This window comes from Lacibacter cauensis (assembly GCF_007830055.1).
Lineage (GTDB): Bacteria > Bacteroidota > Bacteroidia > Chitinophagales > Chitinophagaceae > Lacibacter > Lacibacter cauensis.
Genome location: NZ_VLLE01000004.1, coordinates 534,823 through 559,764, shown reverse-complemented (window position 1 = coordinate 559,764; position 24,942 = coordinate 534,823). Strand labels below are relative to the sequence as shown.

Genomic DNA, 24,942 nt, shown 5'->3' with positions numbered 1-24,942 from the left:
TTGATTTATCAACTGTTCGCTATGCTTCTGATTTTTTCTTTGGGTGCATGCGAAAAAATTGAGAACAAAAATTATTTAATGGATGGAACAAGGCCGGTCTTAACCGGTAGTTCAACTGCAGTTCGCTTACAGGCAGGAGAAGAAAATAATGTAGCAATACGTTTTTCCTGGACCAATCCCAACTACAAGTTTACAACAGGTATAAGCTCGCATGATGTGAAATATAAGCTTGAGATAGATACGCTTGGTGCAAACTTTAATAGTTCAAAGAAATACCAGGCAATTTTTACCAACGATTTATCTAAAACATACACCGTTGGAGAATTGAACAACATACTGGGTAACACCATGCGTTTGCAACTCGATCCACGTCGTTCGTACACTTTCCAGGCACGGATTACCTCAAGCCTTGGTGTTGGCACAGATGCGGTTCCTCTGCAGTCAGACATCATTACGTTTACAGCGAGTCCTTTCCCGCCGCCTCCAAAGGTAGAAGTTCCTGCTAATGGTACTTTATGGGCAACAGGCGATGCGTTTGCTTCGAGCTGGCAAAATCCATTGCCTGCACCCTTCAGCACAACACAACAGTTTACACGTATTTCTACAACAAAGTATGAGCTTACTGTAAACATGCCGAGCGGAGGTAATTACAAGCTTATTCAAACACAAGGCGATTGGGGCTCACAATACCATATGCTTCCCGGTGGTACATGGGCAGGTGGCGAACTGGAAAAGCGTGATGCTGATCCTGGTTTCCCTGGTCCGCCATCACCAGGTAATTATAAAATTACAGTCGATTTTCAGTTAGGTATTTTCTCTGTAGTTAAACTTTAAAAAACGCAAGTATGAAATATTTCAATAAACTAATGATTGGGCTGCTGTTGGTAACAGGTTTTACTGCCTGTGAAAAAGCCGATAAACTGCCTTTTTATGGCGAAGGTGTGGCAACTACATTGTCAGCCGTGTCCACAACTGTAGCACCAATACCTGCTGATTCATCTAAGTATTCATTAATACTAAACTGGACCGATCCAAAATATGCACAGGATCCAAAGCTGTATAAGTTTGTGATCGAGATCGATTCTGCAAGTAAAAATTTCACCCGTGCTTATACACGTACAGTAATTGGTAAGTTAACCGATTCAATTATTGCAAAAGATCTGAATGCAGTAATGCTGGCATGGGGTTTCGAGTTTAACAAGGCATACGATCTGGATGTACGTGTTACTGCTTCTTACGGTAACAACAACGAACTGAAGTACTCAAATGTTCTTAAGATCAAAGCAACGCCGTATAAAATTCCTCCGAAAGTTGTATTGCCTTACGACAGCAAATTGTGGATTGTTGGTAGTGCCACACAAGGCGATTGGAGCAACCCGATCAATCCGAGCTCTAATACAATACCGCAAAGTTTTTCACGAATCGATGAAACAACATTTGGTGGTGTGTTTGATTTAAAAGCAAATGGCGAGTATTTAATTCTTCCCGAAAACCAAGGTGCATGGAGCAACAAATATTCCATTGCCAATAAAGGATTGACCGGTGTAGAAAACGGCGGCGATTTTGGTTACAACCTGCCCGATAACTTTAAAGGACCGGCAAGTGCAGGATTGTATAAAATAACACTCGACTTCCAGAAAGGTAAATTCAAAGTAGAACCGTTTACACAACAGTATGGTACGCCTGCTAACATGTGGATTGTAGGTAATGCTTTTTCAACTATTCCTGACTGGACTAATCCTAATGGCGGACCAATGCCTGCAGGTACGGCCTTTACCCGTCGCAACTCTACAGAGTATGATTTAACGGTTGCTATGAAGGGCGGTGGCGAATATCTTATTCTGCCTAACGGAAATGGCAATTGGGGTAAATATGCTATTGCTAACAAAACAGCTGCCGGTGCAGCAGCGGGTGGTACGTTTGCACCCGAAGCCAGCGATAATTTCCCTGGCCCCGCAGCATCAGGCAACTACAAAGTATCGGTAAATCTGTTCAACAATATTTACACGGTAGTTAAGCAGTAAACAATACAAACTGCATACAAACGAAACGCCCGTTACAATTTGTAACGGGCGTTTCGTTTGTACTTTAAGTTGCAGAAATACATCATCACCAACTTTTACGCACTCTGAATTTGCCTTCCACTGTTGGACCTGCACTTAAAAAATCGCCTGTTCCCGATGGCGTAATGACAAATGTCCCTGTTACAAAACCATCGGTTTCACCTAAGCTGGTAATGGTAACACCGCCACCGCTTGCAACAAACTCATTGGCAGGTGTAGTATAGGCGCAATTGTAGTTGGGCCCACCTGTTATCAGATACTGCACATGAGTACCGATATTTACCAAGGGCGATTTGTACGCAAATGTTCCGTTGCCTGCACCCTGCCAGCGTACAGTAATGTATCTTCCTTTCTCATCACCGTCACTGTCGGCCAGAATGTAATAATTGTCGGCAAGTTTTACTGCCGGCGAAGCTTCCTGTGTAAACCAATCACCACCTCCAACACGAACTGAAATTTCGCCGTCGTTGGAAATTTTTATATGTGTCAGCACTACAAATTTCCCTCTTTGGTTAAGGTCAATATTCACGCTTATTGCAACGGGGTTTGGTGATGATGGAACAGTTGCCGGTGCTGTGTACGTTGCTTTCTGTTGATTGGGCGAAAGTTTACCTGCTCCGGCCAGCGACCAACCTTTAATAAATAACGCCGTCATATTCTGGCGTTTTCCAATAGGGCGTTCTGCTTTTTCGAGTGCGGCCAGCAAAAAATTAGCATCGGAAATTAACTCCAGCTGGGCAACTCCGTTTACCGGTAATACAGCAGCGCTCGACGTTAGTTCAAAACTTTTAAAGAATGTCCAGTCAGAGAAATGTGTGGTTTCTACCGAAACCAACATCAGGTTTTTGTTTACGGTTGTGCTGTTAATGGCTTTCCATACACCTTCGTTGTTTTGATAGGCAATTCCGAATGCTTCGGGTACGGTGCCAACAACATCTTTTTCGGTATAGCGGAATGTAATAGTAACGGGTTTTGTAAATACAATGTTGTGTGGAGTTATACGGTAGCCGTTGTGCAAACCCATTGGATTGGTATTGCTGATGCGTTGAATACTGATGGTCTGGTCGCTGTTTAATGCTCCTTGTGGAATGGCGATTGATATTTTGCCGTCGTTACTGCTTACAGTTCCTCCGGAAGCACCAATGATTTTGGTTGAAGGGTTTGTGTTATCGGCCACACCAACCGCTGTTACTTCTCCCGGTGTTTCTGCAGGTTCCTGGATAGTTGCGGGCTTTTTTGAACATCCGGTTTGAAAGAAGGTTAGCAAACAGGCGATGATAAAGGGTGAAATGATTTTCATTTGTCGAACATGTTTTAATGATGATGAAAGGGTTTAGCCTGCATATAATTATTTATGCATACTCATTGTGTAATTGCGCAGCATGTACTGAAAGCAAGTTTGCTACAGAACACAGGCATATAAATAGAAAAACAGTCTGTTGTTATACCCGTTTAGCATACAATGTCTGCAGAAGCACTGTATAGTTTCAGGTTTGTGGAGCAGGTGTTTTTTTGTAAAAATGCGGGCAGTTGTTTTTTAAACGAATGTTTAATGTACAAACGGAGTGTTTAATGGTATGAAAGCGTGTATTGTAAAACAACAATTGAACTTTTTTACAATCAAATTTCATACTGCCAGAAGAAGAAATTTTTACACCACATAATGATGTGATTTTGATATAACGCTGTATTACATATTATGGCTAATAGAAAAAGCCGATGCATTTGCATCGGCTTTTTCTATAAATTTCATCACTGTTTATTTCACCCACAACGCATACACCAGCCAACTCAACAGCAAACCAATTACTGCCCACGTTAAACCACTTATACGTTTACGTTTAATGTAGAGGATAAGAATAAGACCGGTTAGTGATACCAGCGTCATCAGTATTGCCGATACATCAATAACCCATGCCCATGCTTTACCACTGTCTCTTCCCTTATGCAGATCGTTTAAAATACCAACAGCACCTGCACGCATCAGCGACAGTTCGTAGGCGCCGGTTGCACGATCAATAAACACATCGGCACTATAACCAGGTCCTCTAAACGAAACACTGCATTCTGCATCATCAATCCTGAATTCACTCAATTCGCCTTTAATGTTATTGGTTTTGCGCAGGTATTCTACTACTTCAAGCTTTGCAATATGCAAGGTGTCGGTTGTGTTTACCCAAGTTGTATTCAGTTTGCCTTTTTCTGTTGTTGTTTTTACTTGGCCTGCAAAATAATCAGCATGGTTTAGCGTAAGACCTGTTACCGAAAAAAACAGTACAATAACAAAGCTTACCATCGACAAATAAATATGCAACCATCTCGATACCTGTGCAACGTTGCGCCGTAAAACCAGGTTGCGTTTCGTGCTGTTATTTCTTTCCATAGTTCACCATCACTTCTGTTATTTCAGCATTTCCTTTCAACGTAAACTGCTGAGCTTTTTTACTGCAATCCATTTCCTGTTTTAATAAATCGTATCCACCATGTTCACGCACAACTTCAATATATACAGTATACACATCCTGTTTTACACTATTACCTTTTGTATCTGTGCCATCCCATTTAAAACTGTATTTACCGGCCGAGCGTGTAGCACCGGTAACAGAGGCAAATGCAGCTGGGTCGGCAGTGTATGCGCTTCCGTTCTTACGGTACCACGAACGTAAGTCACGCAACCATTTTGGTTTATTGTACCAGAGTGCAAGCGTCTTTACCACATTGCCTTCTTTGTCTTCTATCCAAATTGCAGCAAACGGACGTTTTGCAAATCCTTCCTGCTGTTTCAGTTCAAGCGAAATGTTGATTGCATTCTTCCAATCACTTTGATGTATAACAGCAGGTGTTTCAAGCTGTAAGTGTTTCCAGTTTGCACTTTCAATACGTTCGCCGTTTTGCGTAATCAGTAAATAGTCAGCATCCTTAACCGAAGCAGCAAGTCTTTTGCATTCTTCAACGGTTAATACATTAAAAGCCGTAGCTAATGCGCCGGCATCTGTTGCCGATGGGGCCACTACTGTTGCACTAACGATTGCTGAAGCAGGCGTGCCTGTACGGGGATCTACAATGTGTGAATACCAAACACCATTGATGAGCTCTCCCCGGCGATAGTTGCCGCTTGTTGCTACCGCTTTATTGGTTATTTGCAGTTGATCGATGGGGGCATCATTTTCTGTATTGGCAGTTGGATTGCTCACCAGTACTGTTTCGTTTACAGTGCCGGCAACAACCATATCGCCGCCGATGTTTACAATTAAACCGTTAATACCGGTAACACGCATGGCCGCATTGGCTGCCGATTGAATGATATAGCTTTTGGCAAAAGAGTTAAGCTTTAATGGTACGTTGGTAAGATGTGTAGCTGTTTGCTTTTGCGCATCGAGCACCCAATGTTGTTGTTGTACCAAGGCAACGCTGGCCGCCAGCTGTTCCTGCGCAGGCAGCTGCTGGATGAGGGCCGATTGCTTCCAAACCTGGCTAATAAGTTCTGCTGCTGCATCGAGAGCACCATTACTTTGTTTACGCCATGTATCAAAAAGATTGAGTATAGTAAACAGGTCTTTCGAAACAGGAACAGCTTTGTTATGTGTACGCATCCATTGGCTGAACTCACTGTTAACATTGTAACCACTAAGAATTTTGTTGAGGCGGTTAATTTCTGCCAGTGCTGCCTTTTCAGCCAGTGCAGCTTGTTTATCAGAAACGGAGGTGATCTTGATTTCCATTGATGTGCCCAGTACATTTTCGTAACGGGAAATATAGGAAACCTGGTTGTTTGGGTTTGCGGGGTTGGAAAAACCATCGCCGGCTAAAAGAACGACAAATAGAAAAAGAAATGCTAATACACGGTTCATAAAATAAAAACGATTGTTGCGGGTTAAAACTTGTTGCAATTTGATTGTTTTAGACGACAGCTTTTAGAAAAAACCGTTCGGCTGCCGGTCTTTTTCTGCAAATACCTTGGTTAAAACCCGCTCAGCCCTTATTTTCATTACCTTCGTGCCCTTAATTTTTAAAGGTTATGTCTTCCCTTCGGGATAAACTGGATTTGGAGCGTCTGCCACAACACATTGCCATTATTATGGATGGGAATGGCCGTTGGGCAAAAGAGCAGGGCCAGGATCGCCTCTACGGGCACTTCCACGGCGTGGAAAGTGTGCGCAATATTGTAGAAGGTTGTGCCGAACTGGGTGTAAAATATCTCACCCTTTACGCCTTCAGTACCGAAAACTGGGATCGCCCCATTGAAGAGGTTACTGGGTTAATGGAGTTACTGGTAGATACCATCCGGAAAGAAACAGCAACCCTGCATAAGAACAATATTAAGCTGCATGTTATTGGCGATACCAATATGCTGCCCGAATATGCCCGCAACGAGCTGCAGGCAAGTTTAGACGATTTGAAAGATAACACCGGTCTTAACCTGGTAATGGCATTAAGCTACAGCAGCCGCTGGGAAATTGTAAACGCCATTAAAATCATAGCTGCCGATGTAAAAGCCGGCAAGCTGGAGCCGTTTGAAATAGACCAGGATACCATTAAAGATTATTTAACCACTCGTGAATTTCCCGATCCGGAGTTGATGATACGTACCAGTGGTGAATACCGCATCAGTAACTTTTTGTTATACCAACTGGCTTATGCCGAATTGTATTTTACCAATGTACGCTGGCCCGATTTCCGGAAAGAGAATCTGTACGAAGCAATTCTCGACTTCCAGAGCAGGGAAAGACGATTTGGTAAAACAGGCGACCAGGTTAAAAACGAACCCTTAACGCAATCCTAAGATACCTTTGAAGACAGGCATTTTAACAAAGAGTTTCAGCAAAACCAACTATTTTGCCGCCCGGCCGATGATGTTATCAGTCGTAGTAAATGCTGCATGGCAGTTTTGTGCTACAACAGGCAAGAGCGGCATTTTTATAACCCGACTTACAACATAACCGTAACTGAATTTTTTGATGCGTTTGAATAGAAAATTATCACTGCTTCTTCTGCTTTGCATTGGCTTTACCATTAATCTGTCTGCTCAGCAAACCGACACAACGAAACCTGTTGCTGTAGATCCGGAACTGGAAGCGATTATGAACTCAAGGGTTCCTAAAGAATATATTATTGCTGGCATTACTGTATCAGGTTCCCGAACATTCGACTCCGCTTTACTGGTATCCATTACCGGCATTGCAGTTGGCGATAAGGTATTCTTGCCCGGTGGCGATCTTTTCAGTAAGGCCATTGCATCCATTTGGAAACAACAATATTTCGATGATGCGGCCATTTATATTACCCGTGTAGATGGTAAGGATATCTACATCGAAATAAGTGTAACCGAACGTTCTCGACTCGGCAACTTCTTTTTCAAAGGCATTAAAAAAGGCGAAGAAGATGAACTGAAAGAAAAAGTAGGACTTACCCCCAATAAAGTAATTACCGAAAACCTGCGGTTAACAAGTATCGAACGCATTGAAAAGTTTTATACCGAAAAAGGTTTCCGCCAGGTAACGGTAAAGATTACTGAAGCAAAAAATGCAGTGAACCCCAACTTCCTTGATCTTACATTCAATATCAATAAAGGAAAGAAAGTAAAAATTGAAGAGGTGTTTATTTCGGGCAATACGGTTGTATCAGATCTTAAGCTGAAGAAGCAACTTAAGGGCACAAAGGAAAAATTACGTTTAACCCTACACCCCGAAGCTGACAACCCGATTTATGGCGGTAAAGATACCATCACGTTTAAGCAGTTTATGAAAGACTGGGGCTTTATGTCGCTGTCGAAAGTGAGAGATTTTGTTGATCCCTGGTTCCGCTTGAAATTCTCAGCTGCGAAGTTTAACCAGAACAAATATGTAGAAGACAAGGAGAAGTTACTCAACTATTATAACTCGCTCGGGTATCGTGATGCGACTATTGTAAAGGATACAACTTACTATAATAAAAAAGGCAACCTGCTGGTTGAAATTAAAGTAGATGAGGGTCGCCAGTATTACTTCGGCAACATTACCTGGAGAGGTAATACCAAGTATACCGATTCAACGCTCAGTAATATCCTCGGCATTCAGAAGGGTGATATTTATAACCTTGAAACATTGAATACAAAGCTGGGCAAGCAAATGTCGCAGGAAGGTGGAGACATCAGCGGTTTGTATATGGATGATGGTTACCTGTTCTTCCGTGTGGAGCCGATTGAAACAAGAGTATACAACGATACTATCGATTACGAGATTCGTTTATCTGAAGGTCCGCAGGCAACGATCCGTACAGTAAACATTACCGGCAACGACAAAACAAAAGATTATGTTATCCGTCGTGAACTGCGTACTGTTCCCGGTGAGAAATTCAGCAGAAGCGATATGATCCGTTCTATCAGGGAACTGAGTGCGTTGAACTATTTTAACCCGGAAAAAATTAACCCGAACCCGGTTCCCAACCCGGATGATGGTACGGTAGATATCAACTATTCACTTGAAGAAAAATCAAGCGATCAGTTAGAGTTAAGCGCAGGTTGGGGTGGTTACATTGGTCTTACCGGTACTTTGGGTATCACCTTCAATAACTTCTCTACTAAAAATATTTTAAAGAAGGATTCGTGGAAGCCTTTACCATCGGGCGATGGTCAGCGACTTTCATTACGTGTACAATCAAACGGTCCTTCGTTTAGTTCACAAAACTTCTCGTTCAGCGAACCCTGGTTAGGCGGTAAGAAAAGAAATAATCTTACCCTTAGTCTGTTCAGAACAAAACTATCCAATGCATTTGATCCGTTAACAGGATTACCGTTACGCTCACGTGCAAACAATCAGTACCTGAGTACATTTGGTGCAACAGTATCGTTGGGTAAACAATTGAAGTGGCCCGATGATTTCTTCAACCTTATTTTCTCGTTAAACTATACCAAGTATAAATTAAAAGAGTACCAGCTTTTCCCAGAAATCAGGAACGGTAACTCTAACAACTTTAACCTGCGTGTGCAGTTGATCCGTTCGAGTGTGGATCAACCAACATTCCCACGCTCCGGTTCTACTTTCTCATTAACAGGAACATTTACACCACCATGGAGTTTGTTCCGTGATGTAAGCAAGTACACCGACCCGGCAGAAAAATATCGCCTGGTAGAATACCACAAATGGCGCATGAATTACGAATGGTTTATTCCGATCGGTAAACCTGCAGGTGCAGAAAAGAACCGCCAATTTGTATTGAAGGCAGCTGCTAAGTTTGGTTTCCTGGGACGTTATAATAAAGACATTGATTTGTCGCCATTTGAACGTTTCCAGGTGGGTGATGCAGGTATGCAGAACAACTTTGGTATTATTGGTTTCGACATTATAGCACACAGAGGTTACCCCGTGTACGACAATTCAAATCCAAGAATTAATAACTCCAACCAAACATCTGCCAACAGGTTCTTTACCATCTTTAATAAATACACAATGGAGCTGCGTTATCCGTTAAGCACCAATCCAAGCAGTACCATTTTTGGTTTGGCATTTTTCGAAGCAGCAAACGGTTGGTACGATGTAAAGGATTACAATCCGTTTAAATTACGTCGTAGTGCGGGCTTAGGTATGCGTTTCTTCCTGCCAATGTTTGGTTTGTTAGGGTTTGATTATGGTGTTGGTTTCGACCGTACATTCCCCGGTGCAAGATTCAGAGATCTTACACGCTTTACCTTTATGCTTGGCTTTGAACCGGAATAAACAACTTCCGGCTTACAGAATACATCATGTATAAAAACAATTGTATGAAAAAGATCCTTTTTGCCGCACTCGTATTTACGTTTACTGCTTTTAGTGCAAACGCACAGCGTTATGCTATTATTGATACCAAATACATCCTCGATAAAATACCGGAGTATAAGGATGCCAATAAAAAGCTGGAAGAAATGGCGGATGCATGGCAAAAAGAAATTGATCTGATGCAGGCCGACCTGGATAAAATGTATCGCCAGCTGGAAACAGAAAGGGTAATGCTTACACCGGAATTATTGAAAAAGAGAGAAGATGAAATTTTCAATAAAGAAAAGCAGGTAAGAGATTTGCAACGTCGACGCTTTGGTTTTGAAGGAGACTACTTCCGCAAGAAACAGGAACTGGTGAAACCCATACAGGATAAGGTTTACAACGCTGTACAACGTTTGGCAACGGAAAGATTATACGACTTTATTTTGGACAAAAGTGAAGGAATTACCGTTATATTTGCCGACCCTAAACTGGACAAAAGCGACGATGTGCTGAAAATACTGGGTGTTAAACTTTAATAAAAACCCATGTGCACACACAACCATTGAGGGGAGTAAGCACACTTTATTTAAAACAAAAAAGAAAAATGAAAAAGATTATTGTTCTGGCAGTTGTAGCAATTATGGGAACCGCTGCAACAGTGAATGCTCAAAAGATCGGCCACATCAACACAAACGATTTATTGATGGCGATGCCCGAAACAAAAAAGGCTCAAGACAAACTGAAAAACACACAGGATTCTTTGAACGTTGTGTACGGCCAGTTAATTAAAGAATACCAGGAAAAAGATAGCGTTATCAGAGTTGATTCAATAAAATGGACTCCAGCAATTAAGCAAATCCGTTTTAAAGAATTCCAGGACTTAGCTGACGCAGTTCAAAACTATTCTACTCAAGCGCAACAATACCTGCAACAAAAGGAACAAGAATTTTTTGCTCCTGTACAAAAAGCAGCTATTGACGCTATCCAGGCAGTTGCAAAAGCAAATGGTTATGCTTATGTACTTTCGAGAGATGCTTTATTGGTTGTACCAACAACAGACGATCTGTTGCCGCTGGTAAAGAAGTATCTGAAAATACCTGACGCACCTGCTGCAAAATAAGTTTAGCTTATTATGATATTGATCCCGCTGTTGTACAGCGGGATTTTTTTTGTGCTTACATTAGCAGCATGCAGCAAGGACCAATAGGTATTTTCGATTCGGGCTATGGCGGTTTAACTGTGATGAAAGAGATTGTTCAGCAGTTGCCGCAATACAATTACATCTATCTCGGCGATAATGCCCGAGCGCCATACGGTACACGCAGTTTTGAAACCGTATATCGCTATACGTTGGAATGTGTGGAATGGTTTTTTAAACAGGGTTGCCCGCTGGTAATACTCGCCTGCAACACCGCTTCTGCAAAAGCATTACGCAGCATTCAGCAAAACGACTTGCAGCATCTCAATCCAAACAACAGGGTGCTGGGTGTTATTCGCCCAACAGCAGAAGTGATCGGGCAATACAGCCAGACAAAAAATGTGGGTGTGCTGGCAACAGCAGGTACGGTGCAATCGGGTTCTTATGAAATAGAGATCACGAAATTTTATCCCGAAGCAAAGGTCTTTCAACAGGCTTGCCCCATGTGGGTGCCGCTGATTGAAAACAATGAGCATGAAAGTGCAGGTGCCGATTATTTTGTAAAGGAATATGTAGATGCGTTACTGCAACAGAGCACAGACATTGATACCGTTTTGCTGGGCTGTACACATTATCCGCTGCTGGGCAAAAAAATAAAAGAGCAGCTGCCACCCAATGTGCAGTTATTATCGCAGGGAAAAATTGTAGCCGAAAGCCTGGCCAATTACCTGCAGCGGCATCCTGAAATGGAGGTGCGGCTTTCGAAGGGCGTTGACCGGCAATTCTTTACCACCGATTCGGTAGTGGATTTTGATAAACACGCAGGCTTGTTTTATGGATCTGAAATACACTCTGCTCATGTAGAACTTGTAAAATAGGGTAGTTCGCCTATCCCCTCCTGGGAGGGGTAATTTGAGTGCTTCACAGCGGAGTAACAAAAGGGGTGGGTCCTTCGACTTCGCTCAGGATTATTTCTGAACGTACAAGGAATTGTCCTTCGACATGCTAAGGATAAACTTCAACCCACGATGCCAGTTGTAGAACAGCCCGCACCGAAATTTTCTTCTTTCAGGCCCTCTGTTTTCGGGCATTTTCCCCTACCTTTGCCGTCCTTTCACAAACAGTGGGAAGTGGTGTTCTCACTGAATGGCTTGAAATTCCCGGTTTCTCCCCGGTATTTTTAAAGAAGTAAAAACATTAAAAATGGCACAAAAACGTACATACCAGCCTTCGAAGCGTCGCAGAAAAACTACTCATGGTTTCCGTAAGCGTATGCAGGATGCTAATGGCCGCAAAGTATTAGCAAGCCGTCGTGCAAAGGGCCGTCATAAGCTCACTATCTCTGATGAGCGTGGCGCTAAGAAATAAGCACTTGTAATAACAACAAGATATTTTAAGTCCCGACTTTCCGGTCGGGACTTTTTATTTGCCCCATCCCCTGAAGGGGAGTTATTTTTGCAATCTCAGATTTTGGAAAAAGCAACACGATATACATTAGGCAAACAGGAGCGGATGAAGAGCCGCAAACAGATCGAGCATCTGTTTAGAGCGGGCAAAACAGTTTCGGCGCAGCCGCTGCGTTTGTATTATGTGTTGCAGCCGTTGCCTGCAGGAGAATGTCCGTTGTTGTTTGGCGTTGCTGTTGGTACCAAACATTTTAAACGGGCTGTGCACCGCAACCGTGTTAAGCGTTTGATCCGTGAAGCATGGCGATTACAAAAAAATGAATTGCAGCAGCAGTTACAGCAAAGCGGTTTGCAAATGCAGGTGTTTGTACTGTACACCGGAAAAGAACTTCCGGAATATCAGCTGATCTATGGCAAGACAACAATAGCTTTGCAAAAACTCGAAGAACTTCGTGTGCAGTCAGCATCTTAATACTATTCCGCAAAAAAGCAGCAAACTCAAAACGGTGCTGAGCTTTCCGTTTATACTGCTCATCAAATTTTATCAATACGTCATCAGTCCGGCCATTGGCCCCAAGTGCAGATACACACCAACCTGCAGCCAATATGGTTTAGAGGCATTTAAAAAATACGGACCCATCAAAGGCTTCTGGTTAACTGCAAAACGGGTGAGTAAATGTCATCCTTGGGGCGGCAGCGGTTACGATCCGCTTCCCTGATCGAACAAATAAGCCATCACTGCTTCGTCTACATACTGGTCTTTACTTTTTAAGTACGTGTATTTCTTCAACACTCCTTCATGATGGAAACCTGCTTTCAAATAAAGTTGAATGGCTTTTTCGTTATTGGTGGCAACCGTTAATTCGATACGCACATAGCCCTGCTGTTTGGCGTACGCAATAATTTCTTCCATCATCTGCAGGCCATAGCCTTTACCTGCTTCTTCGGGATCAATGGCTACTCCGCCGAGGTAGGCAATATGTGCATTACGAAATCGTTGCGGCATTAGTTTAAACATGCCAATATCTTCGCCGTGCTCTTCAAAAATATACAGCACGCCTTTGTGTTGCAGCTCATCAAACACAGCATGAAAATCTTCCTGTTGCATGTATTCGTAAAGCAAATACGGATTCACCTGCGGATGCATATACAGGTAATAGAGAAAATGAAAATCGGAAGAAGTTGCTTTGCGAATCATCTTCTTTTGATTGGGACTGTGAAATTACTACTTTGCACAGGAACCATACCATAAACCATGGCAAAAGAAAAAACACGTTGCAGCTGGTGCTTAAAAGATGATTTGTACAAAGCATATCACGACGAAGAATGGGGCAGACCTCTGCATGATGATAACAAGTTATTTGAACTGCTTTGTTTGGAAGGAGCCCAGGCAGGGTTAAGCTGGTATACCGTTTTGAAGAAGCGTGAAAACTACCGCAAAGCCTTTGATGGATTTGATGCAAAGAAAATGGCGAAGTATACAGATAAGAAAAAGGAAGCATTACTGCAGGATGAAGGCATTATCCGCAACCGGTTAAAAGTAAATGCGTTTGTATTGAATGCACAGGCTTTTTTAGCGATACAGAAAGAGTTCGGCAGTTTCGACAAATACATCTGGCAATTTGTGGGAGGTAAACCCATTGTAAACAATGTACGTTCGCTTGGCGATGTGCCTGCAAAAACACCGATCTCCGATGCAATGAGTAAAGACTTACTGAAGCGTGGGTTTAAGTTTGTTGGCTCTACAATTTGCTATGCGTTTATGCAGGCCAGTGGTATGGTGAATGACCATGTAAATGATTGTTGGAAGAAATGAACCCTTATCAATTAAAGGGTAATGATTTCAATAAATGCGAAAGCTTAATTTTTCACTAATCATAATTATAACAGCATTTCTTATAATGCTGACTATACCTTCTTTTTTTGCGGCTTGGGCTGAAGATGAAGGGACATTAGGAAGCAACTTTATTTGGAGGCTTTTTGCTAAACTATTTTTGATATTGAGATTCCCGACGCATACTTTGCTTTGGAATATTTTTTCGAATGGTGGATTTCTCGTCTACCTAGCAGGCTTACTAATTAATTGTTTGTTTTATGCATTTCTTTTTGAACGGTTTATTTCATTTGCAAACAATCAATTAAAGAAAAAGGGAAACTCTAAATAAAAAAGAGCCTACTGTATACAGCAGGCTCTTTTTTATTGGTGAGACTTCTAATTATTTACCGAAACGCTCAGCTACTTTGCTCCAGTTTACTACATTCCAGAAAGCAGCTAAATAATCAGCACGACGGTTTTGATACTTTAAGTAGTACGCATGTTCCCACACATCCACGCCAAGGATCGGTGTGCCTTTTACTTCAGCAACATCCATCAACGGATTATCCTGGTTAGGAGTAGAGGTAATTTCGAGTTTACCATCTTTTACAATCAACCAAGCCCAGCCGCTGCCGAAACGTGTCATACCTGCTGCTGCAAATTTTTCTTTGAATGCATCGAACGAACCGAATGCTGCAGTAATCGCATCGGCTAATGCACCTGTTGGTGTACCACCGGCATTTGCTGCCAATGATTCCCAGAAGAAGGTATGGTTCCAATGACCACCACCGTTGTTACGTACAGCAGGTGAAATGCTGCCTGCAGCTGCTACCAGTTGCTCCAGTGTTTTGCCTTCGTGTTCTGTACCGGCAATCGCTTTGTTGAGGTTGTCAACATAAGCCTGGTGGTGTTTACCGTGATGTATCTGCATGGTGGTTGTGTCGATATGGGGTTCCAATGCATCATGTGCATAAGGAAGAGGTGCTAATGTAAATGCCATGTTCTTGAATTTAAGATTTACGAAAATTGTTATGGAGCACAAATGTACAAACAGATCGTTTACAATCTCGATCGATTAAGCTTACGAAGATTAGCATGCTGTTAAATAAAGAAAGGAATGCACCCGCATTCCTTTTCTCCTTTGACGGCATTTTGGGTTATGGCGAACAGTAGTTGTAAATACGATTCTCTGCTTCGAAATAACTTAACCAGAAATCACGCACATTTACCTGTATCAGGCTGCCACGGGTACGGTTGTAAACCTGTGCCGGGCCCCAATGGCTGAAGTCGCCATACAGCACATCACCATTAAAAGGACGAAGACTCCAGTTCTCAAGTATTGCATAACCGTTGCGGGTTTCCACTACAAAATAGTTACAGCTGTTATCTGCAAATACAACAACAGCACGTTCTTTCTGCAGCCATTGCGATTCATCAATATAACCTGTTCCGAAATCGCTTTTGCGACAGGCTGTAAGGAACAGCAGGCTGATTGCAATAAAACCAAGTATCTTCTTCATAGCTAACCTGTTTACACAAATTAGATGAGGAGTATGTATAGAAGTTGTAAAGGGCCGTAACAAGATTTTGTTAAAGCAGCAGGAGGTTTACTTTTTTAAGCGGTTGAGTTTTTTCCCTTTTTCGGTAAAGGTTTCAACAATGCCTTTTGTTTCCAGATCGAGACGGATGGAGATCGTGTACCAGGGAATTGATTTATCAAAGCCGGGCATTTTTTTGCGGATCATCTTTACCACATCATCGGTAAGTTCGGTAAAGGTTTTGCCTTTGCTTCCTTTAAGGCTTTGGAGAATGGCCGCTTTTACCGGCTCATAAACAGCCGCATCAAACTTGCGTTCTGTTCCTGTTTGCGGATGTGTAACCACTACTTTTTTAGAAACAGCCATTGCCATAATTATCGCATTTGTTTAAAAAAATCTTTCATCAGCTGTGCACATTCTTCTTTCAACACACCTTGTGTTACCTCTGCTTTCTGGTGAAAAGGATTCTCCTCTTTTGCAATACGTTTGTGCCCGTTCTTTTCATCATCGGCACCCCATACAATACGGGTGATCTTACTCCAGTACAACGCACCGGCACACATCAAACAAGGTTCAACTGTTACATACAACGTTGCATCGGGTAAATACTTTGCACCTATATGACTGAAGGCAGATGTCAGCGCAATCATTTCGGCATGTGCAGTAGGATCATTTAATTTCTCTGTTTCATTATGTCCACGTGCAATAATTTTTCCATTGGCAACCACCACTGCACCGATTGGCACTTCGCCTTCATCAAAAGCAATTCTTGCTTCTTTCAATGCCTGTTGCATAAAGTACTCATCGCTCTTCGGCTGTAAAATATCCATGCTGCAAAATTGCAACTATTTTACTGCAGGTAACTCTAATTTTTCTTTACGTCGTTGCTCAAGCAGAAAATCGATGCCGAACGTCAGCTTTTTGGCAGCAGGCGATTGTTCGTTGATGATGCGCCAAAAGGGAGTAATCTTGCTGATGGGTTTTCCCTGCTGGTATTCTTCGTACGCAGCTTCGGCAACTATGCGAAGAAAGATACCTGTGCTGGTAGGACAGCAATTCACTGCATGATATTCTGCTGCCAGATCTTTCCGCATTTGAGCGATGGTACTTTGTTTACCTTTTGGAATATGACGCACATAGTCATCTACAATAGCAGGCGTTGCAATCAGCATTTTATCGCCTTTCTTCATATCGGCAAAATCGCCATCGATACGTTTTACCTCCGGCTGTTTTTCCAAATCTCTTTTTTCAATCCGGGTTTTACGTTTGTATGCACACATAACATTCAATTAAACTTAAAAGATACAGTAGCCGTTTATGCAAAACAAGAATCTTCATCAGTTGCAGAACGCACACATTTCTGCAGTGTGTTGATTAGATGCTTAATTTTAAACCAGCACAACATTTCATAACGATTGATCCATAGAAACAGCAGCACATGAACGTTTATCAAACTATTTACGATACACAGAAAGCTTTTTTTAAATCGGGCGCTACAAAACCATATACTTTCCGAAAGCAACAGTTACAAAAGCTGGAAGCGGTTTTACGTGCCAACGAAGCATTAATCAACGAAGCATTGTATAAAGATTTGCGCAAACATCCGCAGGAAGTATACATGACGGAGACCGGGGCTGTGTACGAAGAAATAAACGTACAGCTGAAGAATATGCGCAGCTGGATGCGGCCAAAGACCGTTCCTTCTTCGTTGTTTTTATTTCCGGCTGTATCAAAAATTTATGCAGAACCTGTTGGTAATGTATTGGTGATATCGCCGTGGAATTACCCCATTCTGTTAACGCTGCGTGGTGTTGCCGGTGCAATAGCTGCCGGTAACACGGTACTCATTAAACCATCGGAGTTGAGTGCACATACCGCAGCAGTTATGGAAAAAATCATCAACGAAAATTTTGATGCAGGTTTTTTGCATGTGATAAATGGCGATGGGGTAACAGTTGTACCGCAACTGTTGGAGCATTTTCATTTCGATCATGTGATGTTCACCGGCAGTACAGCAGTTGGTAAGAAGGTGATGGAGATGGCAGCAAAACAATTATCGCCTGTTACGTTGGAGCTGGGTGGTAAGAGCCCTTGTATTATTGCGCCCGATGCAAACATCAGCGTTGCGGCTAAACGGATTGTATGGGGTAAACTGATTGCCTGCGGACAAAGTTGTGTGGCTCCGGATTATTTGGTTGTGCACGAATCGGTAAAGGATAAACTGGTGTTGGCCATTATTGCTGAATTTGAAAAAGGGTTCGGCACTAATCCGCAACAGCACGATAGCTATCCACGCCTCATCAACAAACGAAGATTTGAAGCAGTGAAACGTTTCTTAAACGATGGGAACATTCTTTACGGCGGGCAAACCGATGAAACTGATTTGTTTATTGCGCCAACCATTCTTGATAATATTCAACCCGATGCACCGATCATGCGGGAAGAAATTTTTGGCCCGGTATTACCTGTGTTTACGTACAAGGAAAATGCCGAAGTAGTGGAGCTGGTAGAAAAAAATCCATATCCGCTGGCACTGTATGTATTTACGGGCAGCAAACAAACCGAACAGTTTTTTATTGAACACATCCGGTTTGGTGGTGGAGGTATAAACGAAACCATTCTGCAGCTTGGCAACAGTGAATTGCCGTTTGGCGGAGTGGGCTACAGTGGTCACGGAGGTTATTTGGGCAAACACTCCTTCGATACATTTACCAACTACAAAGGCGTTGTAAAGCGTTATACCTGGATGGAGCCGGCTTTCCGCCATGCGCCTTTCAGCAGCGCAAAAACAAAACTGTGGCGTTATTTGTTAGGTAGAGGATAAGTGTAAAGCAAAAAGCATGATCAAAAAAATAACGATAGTAGTTGTTGTAATGCTGGGTTGCTTTGCAGGCTATGTATATGTAGTAAACAGAAACAGTAAAGACATGACGATCAGACAAAAAATTTTAAAAGCAGTGTACCCCGTTTTCATGCGCTTACAAGGCAAGAGCGGTAAAGTATTGGAGAATGAACACAAAGCACCTGCTGTTCCTTTTCATTCTTTAAAAGCTGTAACGGGTAGCGGAGCTACATACGATTTTTCGCAATTGAAAGGAAAGAAAGTGTTGATTGTAAATACGGCGAGTAATTGCGGTTATACCGGTCAATACGACGAGTTGCAGCAATTGTACAAGCGTTTTGAAAACAAACTGGTGATACTTGGTTTTCCTGCGAACGATTTTAAAGAGCAGGAAAAAGGAAATGATGAAGAGATTGCACAATTCTGCAAAGTAAATTTTGGAGTAACCTTTCCGTTAATGAAAAAAAGTTCGGTTGTAAAATCGAACCAGCAGAACGAAGTGTACCAGTGGCTTACAGATGCAGCTAAAAATGGTTGGAATAATCAGTCGCCTTCATGGAATTTTTCCAAATACCTGGTTGATGAAAATGGTATCCTGACACATTACTTCGACCCTGCAGTATCGCCATTGAGTGAACAGGTAGTGAATGAACTAAAATAATGCAGCATGAAGGATGAACACAGCAGTCTGAAACTGGAAATTGCCAACAGCATTACGCACGGCATTGGTATTTTGTTTGGTCTTGCAGCGCTGCCTGTGTTGAGTGCATTGGCTGTTACAAAAAACCATATGGTAGCAGTGGTTGGTGCTGCAGTTTATGGATTTTGTTTTTTACTGCTGTTTACGTTTTCAACCCTGTACCATGCATTTCAAAACCCGAGAGTAAAACGGGTGCTGAATATTTTCGATCACATCAGCATCTATTTTTTAATTGCAGGTACTTACACCCCTTTTCTGCTTAACTACATGATGAATACAACCGGCATTACATTGCTGAGTGTATTGTGGGGTTTAACCCTTGTTGGTATTGTATTTAAGCTGTTCTTTACCGGCCGTTTTAACTATGCATCAACGGCCGTGTATATTGGTATGGGCTGGATCTTGCTGTTTGGTGGCCGCAGCTTTTTTACTGTCATTCCATGGCCGGTTTTAACAATGATTATCATTGGAGGTTTATTGTATACGGTGGGCACACTGTTTTATCTTTGGGAGAAATTATACTATCATCACGTTATCTGGCATTTGTTTGTACTGGCAGCCGCTATTTGTCATTATGTAGCGGTATTGTTAATGATCTGACCTGCTGTACAAAAGTAAAATGCATAGCGCTTCGTCTTTTAACTCTATATGAACATCATTCCTACACATAACCCTGCACTCCCGTTTATTAAAGCAAACTGGAATGGTAATTTGCTCAACGAAAAGCAACAGTACATCAATCTCGATGGCCCATCGGAACGTGGCTTTGCTGAATTATTCAAATGGCAGTTTGAAAAAAATCAACTAAAGCCCTTAAAGAAAAAGCAACAGCCGAATGTAGATATACTGCAAACTAAATTCATTACACAAAACAGGGAGAACGGTTTTGTGTGGCTGGGGCATGCGAGCTATTTATTTACGTTGGCCGGAAAACATTTTCTTACCGATCCGGTATTGTACAATGTTGGTCCGCTGAAACGGTTTACGCCTTTGCCTTGCGATGTTGCGGAGTTAAAGCAAATCGATTACATTTTACTTTCACACAACCACAGGGATCATGCTGATAAAAAAAGTATGCAGCACCTGTGCACATTGAATCCGAAAGCCGTTATTCTTACAGGATTAAATATTGCTCCCTTATTGCGCAGCTGGAAAATAACCAATCCCATTATTGAAGCAGGTTGGTATCAGCAATATCAACTCGAAACAGATGTACAGGTTACCTACCTGCCGGCAAAGCATTGGAACCGCCGTGGTTTAACTGATATGAATAATATGTTGTGGGGCAGCTTCATGTTACAATCGCCCACACAAACCATTTATTTTGGTGCAGACAGTGGATTGGGAATGCACTTTGAAGAGATAGGGCAATTGTTTCCATCGATTGATTATGCTATGCTGGGCATTGGTGCTTATAAACCCGAATGGTTTATGCATACAGCACATACCAGTCCGGCTGATGCATTGATTGCGTTGCAACAATTAAATGCAAAGCAGTTGGTGCCGATGCATTTTGCCACCTTCGATTTAAGCGATGAGCCGTTGTTTTATCCCAAGCAGGAGTTACTGCAGTTGCAGGAGCAGCAGAACATAGATGCAGTGCTGCATCTGGCTATTGGTGCAAAGCATCAGTTCTGAAAAATGATTGATTAATGTGCTGATACGGCTTTTAGTCCGATGATGGATGCAATGAGTGTAGTAATGAAAAACAGTCGCCAGAAATCGGCCGGTTCTTTAAAGAAGATGATGCCCATCAATACTGTTCCAACAGCGCCGATTCCCGTCCATACCGCATAAGCCGTACCAATCGGTAATGTTTGAGTGGCTTTGTACAACAGCAGCATACTGATGCTGAGACAAACAAAGAAGCCAATCATCCAGTAAACAGATGCTGCGCCCGTAACCGTTCTTGCTTTGCCGAGGCATGTAGCAAAGCCCACTTCAAATAAACCAGCAATGATGAGGAGAATCCAGTTCATGGTTGATGAATGAGATGCAAAGATATTTGTTGTTGGGTAATGCGAATGCTCGGATAGTAAGTCAGGCCGCTCTGCGGTGGCCAGACGTGATGGATTGATGTTTTTCTAAAAACTTTTTTACTTCTGTATTTCCGATTATGTCGGTTTCTAATTTTTAGTATAGCTTGGTTTAACAAGGAAGGAGTCAACGTAGTTGAACCCCAAAGCTCCTTTACGAATAACAATCGTTACAGTATCTTTTTCTCTGATTTTCATAAAATCTTTTTTGGGGATTTCAAAGCGCACTTGTTTGTAATCGATATTCAGAAAGATGTATTTATTGCCGTAACGATAATTTTCTCCCTTATCTGTAACAATTAACTCACTGTTTGCGATTACAGCAGAGGGCTTAAGCTTGTTTATCCAAACCATTGCGTGAAAGCTGATCAATATGGGAATAACAAATGCTGCAAGTTTCACATGATCTTCCTTTTCTCTTTCATAGAACACAGGGTGTATATAGTGCCGGAACAATCTATAGCAGAGATAGCCGATAAAACCTCCGACAAGGAGAGCTTCAAGAATAAAATCTTTCCAGTTGAGATAATTTTCTATGAGTTTTCCAGAAAACGTGATTGAATAACCGCAGATAAAGAAGACGATTTGCATGCCATAGTATAACAGGCTTTCCTTTTTTTTAGACCACGGAACTTTTATTTCTTCATTAAGCATGTTTTTTTCACGCTCTTTTTCCAAGGCTATTTTGTATTTGATGTCAAACAGCAAACTGATTTTATGAAGCTGATAAATGATAACGAGGCCGGCTGTAACAAAAGCAGGCAAAGCAATCCATTTGATTTCTACTTTCCAGATTGCAGCAATTGCCACTGTAGCAAGTAAAAGAAATAACACTGGTTTATAGAACAGCTGGTTAAATTGATGCATAAATGAAATTAAGGAAAACCGTTATAGCGCTTGTTGTTCCTGCCCTATCGGGGTGTGAAGTCAGGCCGCTCCGAGGCGGCCAGACGGGGAATTCAAAAGATATCCTTTAAAAAGCTTGCGTTTAAAGAAGGGATATTCCCATCTTTAAAATCATGTTCAGTCAGTCCGGATAATTGATAAAGTAATTCTTTATTGCAAAGTGTGCCGTTTCGAAGACCTGCATAATCTTTTAAAGAACAAAAGGTCCAATCAAAAGGGGAGGATACAAGATTTGCAGCATAGGCATTGTTGTGGATATAGTGCGTGCAGGTAGTAAGATAATCTTGAGGGCTGTTGTTATCCGTTAAACATTTCGCTTTTGTTTTCTTTTGAAACAAATTACCGGTTCGCTTCAATTCAAGATTCACAGCTTGTGTGTACGAACTCAATGTTTTGCCTATTGCTTTTGAAAGCTCCTGCATATGTGTTTCCTTTTCTTTGAGAAAGATGTTCCTGCATCCATCTTCATTCGGTACAAGTATAAAATGAAAGTGATTAGGCATTAAAGAATATGCCAAGACATCGGCATACGCAAGCCATTCATATTTGACTTTTTGTAAAAAGAAAAGGTAGTTTTTGTCTGAGAAGAAAATGGATTGCTTTTCGTTTCCACGATTGTAAAGGTGATAGGCTTCATGTGGTTCGAAGTGCATTTTTAAATGTAGAAAATGACCGGAAGCTTTGCAAGAGATTGCCCAATTTTATCGTCTGGCCGCCTTGGAGCGGCCTGACTCAGGCATCCTTAATTCACCGGGCACTTCTCGTGGTAATTGATCAATTCAATTTTAGAAGGAGCAAATTCAAAACCCGCAAACTTGGTAACGATTTCGTCCAGTACGGCATCAATTTCTTCCACCGTCATCATCGTAACAAGCTTGGAGCGGTATTCTTTAATATTTGGTAAGCCTTTTAGATAGTTGGCATAGTGGCGGCGCATTTCAAAAATGCCCACCTTCGGTCCTTTCCATTTGTAGCTTTTATGTAAATGCTTGCGACAAACTTCCACCCGTTGTTCAACCGTTGGTGGTGCAAGATGCTCTCCTGTTTTTACAAAATGCTTGATCTCGTTAAAGATCCATGGATAACCAATGGCAGCACGACCGATCATAATACCATCCACCCCATAACGGTTTTTGTACTCCACTGCCTTTTCCGAACTGTCAATATCGCCATTTCCAAAAATCGGAATCTTAATGCGGGGGTTGTTCTTCACTTTACCAATCAACGTCCAGTCGGCTTCGCCTTTGTACATCTGCATACGGGTACGGCCGTGAATACTCAGGGCTTGAATACCGATATCCTGCAAACGCTCAGCAACCTCTTCAATGTTCTTGTTATTGTCATCCCAACCCAAACGTGTTTTCACCGTTACAGGTAACGAAGTAGATTTTACAACAGATTCGGTTAAACGAATCATCAGATCAATATCTTTCAATACACCCGCACCAGCACCTTTCATGGCAACCTTCTTTACAGGGCAACCGAAATTGATATCAACTAAATCAGGATTGACTGTTTCGCAAATTTTGGCACTCATGCCCAACGCCTCTTCATCGCCACCAAAGATCTGAATACCAAACGGACGCTCTTCTTCCTCAAAGTCTAACTTCTGGCGACTTTTGATTGCATCCCGAATCAAACCTTCACTGCTGATGAACTCACTGAACATCATATCAGCGCCATTATCTTTACAAACCGCACGAAAAGGCGGATCACTTACATCCTCCATGGGCGCAAGGAGCAGCGGAAACTCGGGAAGCGATATGTTACCTATCTTTACCATTTTACAAAAGCAAGCTGCAAATTTAGTCAGTTTTTACCAGTAGTTATGTACGAAAATCAATATCAGCGTAAAATAGAGCCCGGCATCGAAGTCCTCATCCTCATTGGTTTGTTAATAGCGGGTTTAATTGTTGGTTCTGTGGCAACCATTCCTGTATGGATGATTATGACCGGGAAAAGTCCGCTGGATATGGCAAAAGACATGCTTAACCCGGCTTATGTTGATGCGGTAAAAGCCATGCAGGTTATTTCAACCATTATCATGTTTTTTATACCCGCCTATGTAACAGCCCGCATTGTTACCAAAAAGCCATTTGCTCATTTAGGATTGAACGGTGGGGTTAAACTGAACCGTGCCATACTTGCCATGCTGATTATGTTTGCCGCCCTGCCGCTCGTTGCTTCTTTGGCAGAATTGAATAAGGCTATTCCGCTTACAGCATCGGCAAAAAAGTTTTTCGACAATATGGAATCGCAGTATGCCGAACAGGTGAAGCTGATGGCCACCTTTAAAACACCCACCGATTATATTGGTGCACTTTTTATTATCGCATTAATGCCGGCTATTGTTGAAGAAGTTTTTTTCCGTGGATCCTTGCAATCATCACTTACACGTTCTATTAAAGTACCCTGGCTGGCAATTATTATTACATCTGTTATTTTCAGTGTGGTGCATTTTTCGTGGTACGGATTTATTCCTCGTGTGGCGTTAGGTATGCTGTTAGGCTATATTTTTTATTACACAGGTAATTTATGGTACAGCATTATCGGCCATTTCTTTAACAATGCGCTGATGGTTACGGTGCTGTATTATCAATACACAAAAGACAAAAAAATTGATATGGAAGTTGGCGAAAGCGCTCCCTGGTGGGCAGGCGTTATCAGCGCAGCAGTGTTGGTGGGCTTGTTTATTTTATTAAAGAAGTTTTCTGCAACAAAAGTTTACCCCGATAGTTTGGCAAATAACAACGCCAGCATCAACCGTTTCAATTCTTAA

29 protein-coding genes are annotated in these 24,942 nt (G+C 42.0%); 16 read left to right on the top strand and 13 right to left on the bottom strand.

Annotated features, from left to right (window positions below; genetic code table 11):
- Positions 1 to 21: 21 nt before the first annotated feature.
- Both IQ13_RS12550 and IQ13_RS12545 read left to right on the top strand, forming a co-directional pair.
- Complete coding sequence (locus IQ13_RS12550; protein WP_158637387.1) at positions 22 to 834, top strand: SusE domain-containing protein; 813 nt, start codon at positions 22 to 24, stop codon at positions 832 to 834.
- Between the two features lie 11 nt (positions 835 to 845).
- Positions 846 to 2,024: a SusE domain-containing protein gene (locus tag IQ13_RS12545; RefSeq protein WP_144886721.1), complete on the top strand. Its 1,179-nt coding sequence runs from the start codon at positions 846 to 848 to the stop codon at positions 2,022 to 2,024.
- A gap of 85 nt (positions 2,025 to 2,109) precedes the next feature.
- On the opposite strand, the gene IQ13_RS12540 is transcribed toward IQ13_RS12545, so the two are convergent.
- From IQ13_RS12540 to IQ13_RS12530, 3 genes are all read right to left on the bottom strand, one after another.
- Positions 2,110 to 3,363, bottom strand: a complete 1,254-nt coding sequence (locus IQ13_RS12540) for a hypothetical protein (protein WP_144886720.1) — start codon at positions 3,361 to 3,363, stop codon at positions 2,110 to 2,112.
- A 459-nt stretch (positions 3,364 to 3,822) separates the two neighbouring features.
- The gene (locus IQ13_RS12535; RefSeq protein WP_144886719.1) at positions 3,823 to 4,446 is read right to left on the bottom strand and encodes a PepSY-associated TM helix domain-containing protein; all 624 of its coding nucleotides are present in this window, start codon (positions 4,444 to 4,446) and stop codon (positions 3,823 to 3,825) included.
- A complete protein-coding gene (locus IQ13_RS12530; protein ID WP_144886718.1) occupies positions 4,433 to 5,953 on the bottom strand; it encodes a DUF2271 domain-containing protein in 1,521 nt (506 codons plus the stop codon). Before IQ13_RS12530 ends, IQ13_RS12535 begins: the two co-directional genes overlap by 14 nt.
- A 128-nt stretch (positions 5,954 to 6,081) precedes the next feature.
- On the opposite strand from IQ13_RS12530, the gene uppS reads away from it, so the two are divergent.
- The 8 genes from uppS (at position 6,082) to yidD (ending at position 13,044) form a co-directional block, all read left to right on the top strand.
- Positions 6,082 to 6,846: an undecaprenyl pyrophosphate synthase gene (gene uppS, locus IQ13_RS12525; RefSeq protein WP_144886717.1), complete on the top strand. Its 765-nt coding sequence runs from the start codon at positions 6,082 to 6,084 to the stop codon at positions 6,844 to 6,846.
- A 175-nt stretch (positions 6,847 to 7,021) separates the two neighbouring features.
- Positions 7,022 to 9,757 (top strand): BamA/OMP85 family outer membrane protein, encoded by a 2,736-nt coding sequence (locus IQ13_RS12520; protein WP_144886716.1) that lies wholly within the window; start codon positions 7,022 to 7,024, stop codon positions 9,755 to 9,757.
- A 44-nt stretch (positions 9,758 to 9,801) separates the two neighbouring features.
- A complete protein-coding gene (locus tag IQ13_RS12515; protein WP_144886715.1) occupies positions 9,802 to 10,317 on the top strand; it encodes an OmpH/Skp family outer membrane protein in 516 nt (171 codons plus the stop codon).
- A 68-nt stretch (positions 10,318 to 10,385) separates the two neighbouring features.
- Positions 10,386 to 10,901 (top strand): OmpH/Skp family outer membrane protein, encoded by a 516-nt coding sequence (locus IQ13_RS12510; protein ID WP_144886714.1) that lies wholly within the window; start codon positions 10,386 to 10,388, stop codon positions 10,899 to 10,901.
- A 68-nt stretch (positions 10,902 to 10,969) separates the two neighbouring features.
- Complete coding sequence (gene murI / locus IQ13_RS12505) at positions 10,970 to 11,797, top strand: glutamate racemase (RefSeq protein ID WP_144886713.1); 828 nt, start codon at positions 10,970 to 10,972, stop codon at positions 11,795 to 11,797.
- Between the two features lie 325 nt (positions 11,798 to 12,122).
- Entirely contained in the window at positions 12,123 to 12,287 is a 165-nt protein-coding gene (gene rpmH / locus IQ13_RS12500; protein ID WP_129130380.1) for a 50S ribosomal protein L34, read from the top strand.
- Between the two features lie 102 nt (positions 12,288 to 12,389).
- Positions 12,390 to 12,797 carry a ribonuclease P protein component gene (rnpA, locus tag IQ13_RS12495; protein ID WP_242009537.1) on the top strand — a complete coding sequence of 136 codons (408 nt, stop codon included), beginning with the start codon at positions 12,390 to 12,392 and terminating at the stop codon, positions 12,795 to 12,797.
- Positions 12,778 to 13,044 (top strand): membrane protein insertion efficiency factor YidD, encoded by a 267-nt coding sequence (yidD, locus tag IQ13_RS12490; protein WP_262711288.1) that lies wholly within the window; start codon positions 12,778 to 12,780, stop codon positions 13,042 to 13,044. Before rnpA ends, yidD begins: the two co-directional genes overlap by 20 nt.
- Here yidD and IQ13_RS12485 read toward each other — a convergent pair.
- Complete coding sequence (locus IQ13_RS12485) at positions 13,026 to 13,523, bottom strand: GNAT family N-acetyltransferase (protein ID WP_144886712.1); 498 nt, start codon at positions 13,521 to 13,523, stop codon at positions 13,026 to 13,028. The genes yidD and IQ13_RS12485 overlap by 19 nt on opposite strands.
- A 57-nt stretch (positions 13,524 to 13,580) precedes the next feature.
- Between IQ13_RS12485 and IQ13_RS12480 the strand changes: the two genes are divergently transcribed.
- Positions 13,581 to 14,141, top strand: coding sequence for a DNA-3-methyladenine glycosylase I (locus IQ13_RS12480; RefSeq protein WP_144886711.1), 561 nt, complete (start codon positions 13,581 to 13,583; stop codon positions 14,139 to 14,141).
- Positions 14,142 to 14,541: 400 nt separating this feature from the next.
- Here the strand turns inward: IQ13_RS12480 and IQ13_RS12475 are convergent, their stop codons facing one another.
- The 5 genes from IQ13_RS12475 to IQ13_RS12455 form a co-directional block, all read right to left on the bottom strand.
- Entirely contained in the window at positions 14,542 to 15,141 is a 600-nt protein-coding gene (locus IQ13_RS12475) for a superoxide dismutase (protein WP_144886710.1), read from the bottom strand.
- Positions 15,142 to 15,298: 157 nt separating this feature from the next.
- Positions 15,299 to 15,661, bottom strand: a complete 363-nt coding sequence (locus tag IQ13_RS12470; protein ID WP_144886709.1) for a hypothetical protein — start codon at positions 15,659 to 15,661, stop codon at positions 15,299 to 15,301.
- An 87-nt stretch (positions 15,662 to 15,748) separates the two neighbouring features.
- The gene (locus IQ13_RS12465; RefSeq protein ID WP_144886708.1) at positions 15,749 to 16,045 is read right to left on the bottom strand and encodes a DUF6958 family protein; all 297 of its coding nucleotides are present in this window, start codon (positions 16,043 to 16,045) and stop codon (positions 15,749 to 15,751) included.
- Positions 16,046 to 16,053: 8 nt separating this feature from the next.
- Positions 16,054 to 16,509, bottom strand: coding sequence for a nucleoside deaminase (locus IQ13_RS12460; protein ID WP_199758250.1), 456 nt, complete (start codon positions 16,507 to 16,509; stop codon positions 16,054 to 16,056).
- A gap of 15 nt (positions 16,510 to 16,524) precedes the next feature.
- Positions 16,525 to 16,917: a hypothetical protein gene (locus IQ13_RS12455; RefSeq protein WP_199758249.1), complete on the bottom strand. Its 393-nt coding sequence runs from the start codon at positions 16,915 to 16,917 to the stop codon at positions 16,525 to 16,527.
- Positions 16,918 to 17,117: 200 nt separating this feature from the next.
- Here IQ13_RS12455 and IQ13_RS12450 point away from each other — a divergent pair, with 200 nt between their 5' ends.
- The 4 genes from IQ13_RS12450 to IQ13_RS12435 are packed head-to-tail and all read left to right on the top strand — an operon-like array spanning position 17,118 to position 20,859.
- Entirely contained in the window at positions 17,118 to 18,503 is a 1,386-nt protein-coding gene (locus IQ13_RS12450; RefSeq protein ID WP_144886706.1) for an aldehyde dehydrogenase family protein, read from the top strand.
- 16 nt (positions 18,504 to 18,519) lie between these two features.
- Complete coding sequence (locus tag IQ13_RS12445) at positions 18,520 to 19,182, top strand: glutathione peroxidase (protein ID WP_242009536.1); 663 nt, start codon at positions 18,520 to 18,522, stop codon at positions 19,180 to 19,182.
- Between the two features lie 6 nt (positions 19,183 to 19,188).
- Positions 19,189 to 19,821 carry a PAQR family membrane homeostasis protein TrhA gene (gene trhA / locus IQ13_RS12440; protein ID WP_144886705.1) on the top strand — a complete coding sequence of 211 codons (633 nt, stop codon included), beginning with the start codon at positions 19,189 to 19,191 and terminating at the stop codon, positions 19,819 to 19,821.
- Positions 19,822 to 19,869: 48 nt separating this feature from the next.
- Positions 19,870 to 20,859, top strand: coding sequence for an MBL fold metallo-hydrolase (locus IQ13_RS12435; protein WP_144886704.1), 990 nt, complete (start codon positions 19,870 to 19,872; stop codon positions 20,857 to 20,859).
- An 11-nt stretch (positions 20,860 to 20,870) separates the two neighbouring features.
- Here IQ13_RS12435 and IQ13_RS12430 read toward each other — a convergent pair whose 3' ends face one another.
- The 4 genes from IQ13_RS12430 to dusB form a co-directional block, all read right to left on the bottom strand.
- Positions 20,871 to 21,200, bottom strand: coding sequence for a DMT family transporter (locus tag IQ13_RS12430; protein WP_144886703.1), 330 nt, complete (start codon positions 21,198 to 21,200; stop codon positions 20,871 to 20,873).
- A 147-nt stretch (positions 21,201 to 21,347) separates the two neighbouring features.
- Positions 21,348 to 22,124 (bottom strand): hypothetical protein, encoded by a 777-nt coding sequence (locus tag IQ13_RS12425; protein WP_144886702.1) that lies wholly within the window; start codon positions 22,122 to 22,124, stop codon positions 21,348 to 21,350.
- Positions 22,125 to 22,216: 92 nt separating this feature from the next.
- Positions 22,217 to 22,816: a hypothetical protein gene (locus tag IQ13_RS12420; protein ID WP_144886701.1), complete on the bottom strand. Its 600-nt coding sequence runs from the start codon at positions 22,814 to 22,816 to the stop codon at positions 22,217 to 22,219.
- An 89-nt stretch (positions 22,817 to 22,905) separates the two neighbouring features.
- Positions 22,906 to 23,946, bottom strand: coding sequence for a tRNA dihydrouridine synthase DusB (gene dusB, locus IQ13_RS12415; protein ID WP_144886700.1), 1,041 nt, complete (start codon positions 23,944 to 23,946; stop codon positions 22,906 to 22,908).
- A 45-nt stretch (positions 23,947 to 23,991) separates the two neighbouring features.
- Between dusB and IQ13_RS12410 the strand changes: the two genes are divergently transcribed.
- The gene (locus tag IQ13_RS12410; protein ID WP_144886699.1) at positions 23,992 to 24,942 is read left to right on the top strand and encodes a CPBP family intramembrane glutamic endopeptidase; all 951 of its coding nucleotides are present in this window, start codon (positions 23,992 to 23,994) and stop codon (positions 24,940 to 24,942) included.

Excerpts from the sequence above, each read along its gene's own strand:
- rpmH (WP_129130380.1), top strand. The coding sequence starts at position 12,123 with ATGGCACAAAAACGTACATACCAGCCTTCGAAGCGTCGCAGAAAAACT.
- IQ13_RS12450 (WP_144886706.1), top strand. The coding sequence starts at position 17,118 with ATGAACGTTTATCAAACTATTTACGATACACAGAAAGCTTTTTTTAAA.
- IQ13_RS12550 (WP_158637387.1), top strand. The coding sequence starts at position 22 with ATGCTTCTGATTTTTTCTTTGGGTGCATGCGAAAAAATTGAGAACAAA.
- IQ13_RS12535 (WP_144886719.1), bottom strand. The coding sequence starts at position 4,446 with ATGGAAAGAAATAACAGCACGAAACGCAACCTGGTTTTACGGCGCAAC.
- trhA (WP_144886705.1), top strand. The coding sequence starts at position 19,189 with ATGAAGGATGAACACAGCAGTCTGAAACTGGAAATTGCCAACAGCATT.
- IQ13_RS12480 (WP_144886711.1), top strand. The coding sequence starts at position 13,581 with ATGGCAAAAGAAAAAACACGTTGCAGCTGGTGCTTAAAAGATGATTTG.
- IQ13_RS12420 (WP_144886701.1), bottom strand. The coding sequence starts at position 22,816 with ATGCACTTCGAACCACATGAAGCCTATCACCTTTACAATCGTGGAAAC.
- IQ13_RS12520 (WP_144886716.1), top strand. The coding sequence starts at position 7,022 with ATGCGTTTGAATAGAAAATTATCACTGCTTCTTCTGCTTTGCATTGGC.
- IQ13_RS12545 (WP_144886721.1), top strand. The coding sequence starts at position 846 with ATGAAATATTTCAATAAACTAATGATTGGGCTGCTGTTGGTAACAGGT.
- IQ13_RS12410 (WP_144886699.1), top strand. The coding sequence starts at position 23,992 with ATGTACGAAAATCAATATCAGCGTAAAATAGAGCCCGGCATCGAAGTC.
- IQ13_RS12460 (WP_199758250.1), bottom strand. The coding sequence starts at position 16,509 with ATGGATATTTTACAGCCGAAGAGCGATGAGTACTTTATGCAACAGGCA.
- IQ13_RS12470 (WP_144886709.1), bottom strand. The coding sequence starts at position 15,661 with ATGAAGAAGATACTTGGTTTTATTGCAATCAGCCTGCTGTTCCTTACA.
- murI (WP_144886713.1), top strand. The coding sequence starts at position 10,970 with ATGCAGCAAGGACCAATAGGTATTTTCGATTCGGGCTATGGCGGTTTA.
- IQ13_RS12430 (WP_144886703.1), bottom strand. The coding sequence starts at position 21,200 with ATGAACTGGATTCTCCTCATCATTGCTGGTTTATTTGAAGTGGGCTTT.
- IQ13_RS12475 (WP_144886710.1), bottom strand. The coding sequence starts at position 15,141 with ATGGCATTTACATTAGCACCTCTTCCTTATGCACATGATGCATTGGAA.
- IQ13_RS12540 (WP_144886720.1), bottom strand. The coding sequence starts at position 3,363 with ATGAAAATCATTTCACCCTTTATCATCGCCTGTTTGCTAACCTTCTTT.
- uppS (WP_144886717.1), top strand. The coding sequence starts at position 6,082 with ATGTCTTCCCTTCGGGATAAACTGGATTTGGAGCGTCTGCCACAACAC.
- IQ13_RS12425 (WP_144886702.1), bottom strand. The coding sequence starts at position 22,124 with ATGCATCAATTTAACCAGCTGTTCTATAAACCAGTGTTATTTCTTTTA.
- IQ13_RS12465 (WP_144886708.1), bottom strand. The coding sequence starts at position 16,045 with ATGGCTGTTTCTAAAAAAGTAGTGGTTACACATCCGCAAACAGGAACA.
- IQ13_RS12435 (WP_144886704.1), top strand. The coding sequence starts at position 19,870 with ATGAACATCATTCCTACACATAACCCTGCACTCCCGTTTATTAAAGCA.
- dusB (WP_144886700.1), bottom strand. The coding sequence starts at position 23,946 with ATGGTAAAGATAGGTAACATATCGCTTCCCGAGTTTCCGCTGCTCCTT.
- IQ13_RS12510 (WP_144886714.1), top strand. The coding sequence starts at position 10,386 with ATGAAAAAGATTATTGTTCTGGCAGTTGTAGCAATTATGGGAACCGCT.
- IQ13_RS12445 (WP_242009536.1), top strand. The coding sequence starts at position 18,520 with ATGATCAAAAAAATAACGATAGTAGTTGTTGTAATGCTGGGTTGCTTT.
- IQ13_RS12515 (WP_144886715.1), top strand. The coding sequence starts at position 9,802 with ATGAAAAAGATCCTTTTTGCCGCACTCGTATTTACGTTTACTGCTTTT.
- IQ13_RS12485 (WP_144886712.1), bottom strand. The coding sequence starts at position 13,523 with ATGATTCGCAAAGCAACTTCTTCCGATTTTCATTTTCTCTATTACCTG.